The sequence below is a fragment of the Roseinatronobacter domitianus genome, assembly GCF_023336755.1.
In the GTDB taxonomy this organism is placed as follows: Bacteria; Pseudomonadota; Alphaproteobacteria; order Rhodobacterales; family Rhodobacteraceae; genus Roseinatronobacter; species Roseinatronobacter domitianus.
In genome coordinates this window covers 1-5,477 of the sequence record NZ_JALZWP010000039.1, presented here as the reverse complement: position 1 = coordinate 5,477, position 5,477 = coordinate 1, and the positions used below count along the sequence as shown (strand labels likewise).

Here is a 5,477-nt window from a genome sequence, read left to right as displayed (position 1 = left end):
AGCCGGGGCTCCTTTGAGCTCGTCACCGGAATGCGATCCGGCGGCGTCTTCAAGCTGCCGGCCGGGGCGTGGACCGACGACACGGCGATGGCGCTCTGCCTCGCAGACAGCCTGCTCGCTGCGCCTGTGTCACTCTTTGGGGGCAATGCTTGCCCGAAAAGATTAAATTTACCTCGAAAGATATATAGCGACAGGCGTCGCTGGTGGTTAGCGTATCCGCGCGCGCGCCTCCTCGCGCTAGCTAGGCTGCGCCTTCACAAGGAAATCAATAATAGCGTCAGTCCCTTGAGGTGCCGTCGCACATAGAGACAGGGTCACGGATGAAGGATTTTACAGGGAATGCGGTCGCTGACCGCACTGATCCGCAGCGCGACCAATCCTCCGTAGATACTAACGAGACCAGAAAGCGAAACCCCGCTGCCGCGCCCGCCTTTCTTGGGGGGATTGCCGTCACGCTTCTGGCCGCAGGTCTCGCGGAGGCGGCGACGCTGCCAGACGGCTATGTGCGTCTTGGCGATGATATGGGGGTGACCTCGGCCCAGTTCCTGCCTGACGGGACTCTAGAGCTCACGCTCGCTGACGGGACCGTGCGCACTTACGGGCCGGGCAGCTTCGTCCTGCTCGAAGGCGGCGGCATCGCGATCTCGGAGCATGTCGCAGCTGAGCTAGCAGCCCTTGCCGAGGCGTTCTCCAGTCCTGGCGGGGCGGCTGGGGCGGCCGCTGGCCTGCTTGGTCTGGCTGCCGCTACCGGGGCCGGAGGGGCTGATCCGGAGCCCGAGCCGGCTTTCCGGGTGAGCGAGGGGGCCGACGGGGTGCTCCGCTTCGGGGGCACCGCCGCGGGTCCGATCACGGTCGCTCTTGGTGCAGAGGGTGTCACCTTCGGCCGGGATGGGAACGCGCAAATCTTCACCCCTGACCCGCTGACAGGGTTCGAATCCGCCTCCGGGGCAACGCTTCAGTCGCTCCTGTTCGAGGTGCCGGATGGTGTCGCTCTGTCCTTCACCGGGGCTTATGGTGACCTTCAGGCACTTGTCTTCAACGTGGGTGATGGCCCCGGTGGGCCAGGGGTGACCGACCAGCGGTCTATCACGCTGGACACCTCCGGCCTGAGCGGCGTGCCCCAGCTGATCTTCGCCTTCGAGGACGCCTCGGACCAGGTCCTGATCGGGGCCAACAGCGATCTGACCGGCTTTACCACGATCGAGATCAAGCGCGGGACGGCGGATCTGCAAAGCGTCACCATCGCGCCCGGGGTTGAGTTCCTCGTCAACTCCGCCGTGGTGCTGACCGCGCAGCAGTTCATCGAGGCCGCCGCCCTGGTCAGCGCAAGCGGGCTTGGCCGCCTGACGATCACGGTTGAGAATGAGGCGGAGCTTGCCGCAATCCGCGAGGCTCTCAGCGACAAGACGCTGGTAGGGTTCGGACCAGGGGAGGCCAGCGCCGAGGGCGGGGTAGAGGACCTGCAGATCACCGCCAGCGATGGGACTCCGTTGGCCGGGGCCGAGGAAATCGTGGCCGAGATCAAGGCCGCCTCCCTGCCCTCGGTGTCCAAGGTCGAGGCTGCGGTGGCGGACTTGGCCACCCGCCTGAACGCCGGTGAGGACGTCCCGCCCGAGGAGGTCGCCGATCTCTCCGGGGATCTTGCGGCCTTGGGCGCGGTCTTCGCAGCGCTACCGGAATCCGAGGAGCCCGAGGCCCCGGCCGCCTTCGAGGCGGTGACGGCAGCCCTGAGCACCCTTGCTGAGGTGGCCGATGTTCCCGCCGTGATCGGGGGCGTTACAGCAGGAGCGGCAACGGAGGATACCGCCGCGACGCTGAGGGCCGCTGGCGCTCTGACCGTCACCGACCCGAACGCGGGTGAGTCCGTGTTTCTAGCACAGGCCTCAGTGTTGGGCTTGAACGGCTACGGTACCTTCACGCTGACGGCATCGGGCAAGTGGACCTACGCCGCCGATAACGCACAAGCGGCGATCCAGTCGCTGGGCGACGGGGAAACGTTAACGGACAGCTTTACGGCCGAGACGGCGGACGGGACCGAACAGGTGGTCATGGTGACCATCACCGGCGTGAACTCGGGTACCGGGGGCGTTTTCGAGCTGTCGGAACTGTCCGGAAACTCAGATTTAAGCGGCTTCGTGGTCAACGGGGTTTCGGCGGATGACCGCTCGGGCAGCTCTGTCAGTTCTGCGGGAGATGTGAACGGCGATGGCCTCGACGACCTGATTGTGGGGGTACCTTACGCTGGCCCGAACGGGAGTAATTCCGGCATGAGCTTTGTGGTGTTTGGCAAGAGCGACGGATCGGCTGTTGAGCTTTCGAAGATCGAGGCGGGCGCAGGCGGCTTTGTGATCAACGGGGTATCGGCGGATGATCGGTCGGGCAGCTCAGTCAGTTCTGCGGGGGATGTGAACGGCGACGGGTTTGACGACCTGATCGTCGGGGCACCTTACGACGACCCGAACGGGTCCTATTCTGGCGCGAGCTTTGTGGTGTTTGGGAAGACGGATGGGGATGCTGTCGCGCTGTCTGAGGTCGAGGCTGGCGGTGGAGGCTTCGCGATCAACGGAGTTTCGGCGAGTGATTGGGGTGGCTTGTCTGTGGGCTCGGCGGGGGATGTGAACGGCGACGGGTTTGATGACCTGATCGTCGGAGCCGGTGGCGACGACCCGAACGGGTTCAATTCCGGTGCGAGCTTTGTGGTGTTCGGCAAGACGGGTGGGAGTGCTATCGCGCTGTCTGACGTGGAGGCGGGCATCGGTGGCTTCGTGATCAACGGCGTGTCGGCGGATGATTTTTCTGGCACCTCTGTGAGCTCCGCGGGGGATGTGAACGGCGACGGGTTTGACGACCTGATCGTCGGGGCACCTTATGACGACCCGAATGGCACCTCATCCGGTGCGAGCTTTGTGGTGTTCGGCAAGACGGATGGGACGGCGGTTGAGCTGTCCGCCATCGAGGCGGGCATCGGCGGCTTCGTGATCAACGGCGTGTCGGCGGATGACCGCTCTGGCCGCTCAGTCAGCTCGGCGGGGGATGTGAACGGCGACGGGTTTGACGACCTGATCGTCGGGGTCTACGGCGACGACCCGAACGGCAGCAACTCCGGCGCGAGTTTCGTGGTGTTCGGCAAGACGGATGGGGGTGCTGCCGCGCTGTCTGATATGGAGGCGGGCAGCGGAGGCTTCGCGATCAACGGGGTTTCGGCGTACAATCGGGTTGGCTGGTCTGTCAGCTCTGCCGGGGATGTGAACGGCGACGGCCTCGACGATCTGATTGTGGGGGCTTGGGCTGACGACCCAAACGGGTTCTATTCCGGCGCGAGTTTCGTGGTGTTCGGCAAGACGGATGGGACGGCGGTGGAGCTCAGCACCATCGAGGCGGGCACGGGTGGCTTCGTACTTAATGGGATCTCAGCGTTTGACAATTCGGGCTTTTCGGTCAGCTCTGCTGGGGATGTGGATGGCGACGGGTTTGATGACCTGATCGTGGGGGCTCCATACGACGACCCGAATGGCACCTCTTCCGGCGCGAGCTTTGTGGTATTTGGCGGTGATTTCACCGGCGCTGCGACGGAGGTCGGGACATCTGGTGACGACGTACTGACGGGTAGCGCGGACAGGGACGTCCTGATCGGCGGCACCGGTAATGACACGTTGATCGGTGCAGGCGGCGCGGATGTGCTTCGTGGCGGCGCGGGTGACGATTTGTTGGCGATATCAGACCTGAGCTTTGCCCGCATCGACGGTGGTACCCGCCCTATTGCGCTGCTGGACGAGAATGGACTGGAGCTGTTTGAAGATGACGAGCTTGTCGACGCGGGCGGCGAAGCTCTCTATGAATCCGATGATTTGCTGGCGATATCAGGCCTGAGCCTTGCCCGCATTGACGGCGGCACCGGTACAGATACGCTGCGACTGGACGGTACCGGGCTGGTGCTGGACCTCGATGCGCTGAGCAATACATCGCTGACCTCGGTCGAGGTGATCGACCTGAATGGCGGTGGCAATGCGCTGGCGATCTCGCCGGTGGAGCTGTTCCAGCTGGCGGAAGGCACGAACATCCTTCGCGTTCTGGGCGCGTCGAGCGATGCGGTTACGTTGACCGGCAGCTCTTGGTGGACCCGGGGGGCTGATCTTGAGGAAGGAAGCAGCACCTTCGCGGTCTACACTAATGGCAACGCCGCGCTGGAAGTTGTGCAGGGAGTGACCGTGAGGGGCGGGCTGACAATCAAACCTATTGCGCTGTCTGACGTGGAGGCGGGCAGCGGAGGCTTCATGATTAACGGCGTGTCGGCGGCTGACTTCTCTGGCGCCTCTGTCAGCTCTGCGGGCGATGTCAACGGCGACGGGTTTGACGACCTGATCGTCGGAGCCCGTTTTGACGACCCGAACGGCAGCTCCTCCGGCGCCAGCTTTGTGGTGTTCGGCAAGACGGATGGGACGGCGGTGGAGCTGTCAGCTGTTGAGGCGGGCACCGGCGGCTTCGTGATCAACGGCGTGTCGGTGGATGACCGCTCTGGCTATTCTGTCAGTTCGGCGGGGGATGTGAACGGCGACGGGTTTGACGACCTGATCGTCGGGGTCCCTTACGACGACCCGAACGGCAACTCATCCGGCGCGAGCTTTGTGGTGTTTGGGAAGACGAATGGGACGGTGGTCGAGCTGTCAGCTGTTGAGGCGGGTACCGGCGGTTTCGTGATCAACGGGGTGTCGGCGGATGACCAGTCGGGCCGCTCTGTCAGCTCTGCGGGCGATGTCAACGGTGACGGGTTCGACGACCTGATCCTCGGGGCCAGAATCGATGACCCGAACGGCAACAGCTCATCTGGCGCGAGCTTTGTGGTGTTTGGGAAGACGGATGGGACGGCGGTAGAGCTGTCAGCTGTTGAGTTGGGTACCGGCGGTTTCGTGATCAACGGTGTGTCGGCAGGTGACCTATCAGGCCGCTCTGTCAGCTCTGCGGGCGATGTGAACGGCGACGGGTTTGATGACCTGATCATCGGGGCCGATAACGACGACCCGAATGGCAGCTACTCTGGCGCGAGCTTTGTGGTGTTCGGAAAGACGGATGGGACGGTGGTGGAGCTGTCAGCTGTTGAGGCGGGCACAGGCGGTTTCGTACTCAATGGGATCTCAGCGTTTGACAACTCGGGCCGCTCTGTCAGCTCGGCGGGCGATGTCAACGGCGACGGGTTCGACGACCTGATCATCGGAGCCCGTTTTGACGATCCGAGCGGCAGCAACTCCGGCGCGAGCTTTGTGGTGTTCGGAAAGACGGATGGGACGGCGGTGGAGCTGTCAACTGTTGAGGCGGGCACCGGCGGCTTCGTGATCAACGGCGTGTCGGTGGATGACCGCTCTGGCTATTCTGTCAGCTCGGCGGGCGATGTGAACGGCGACGGGTTTGACGACCTGATCGTCGGGGTCCCTTACGACGACCCGAACGGCAGCTCATCCGGCGCGAGCTTTGTGGTGTTT

General features: G+C 63.8%; 2 protein-coding genes. Both read left to right on the top strand.

What is annotated here, in order from left to right:
* Positions 1 to 30 precede the first annotated feature (30 nt).
* Positions 31 to 306 (top strand): ADP-ribosylglycohydrolase family protein, encoded by a 276-nt coding sequence (locus M3N55_RS16895; protein WP_283164008.1) that lies wholly within the window; start codon positions 31 to 33, stop codon positions 304 to 306.
* 14 nt (positions 307 to 320) lie between these two features.
* On the top strand, positions 321 to 5,477 hold a 5,157-nt coding region (locus M3N55_RS16480; protein ID WP_249060953.1), incomplete at its 3' end, for a VCBS domain-containing protein.

Bases quoted from the DNA above. Each gene is read 5' to 3' on its own strand.
- M3N55_RS16895 (WP_283164008.1), top strand. From the start codon at position 31: ATGCGATCCGGCGGCGTCTTCAAGCTGCCGGCCGGGGCGTGGACCGAC.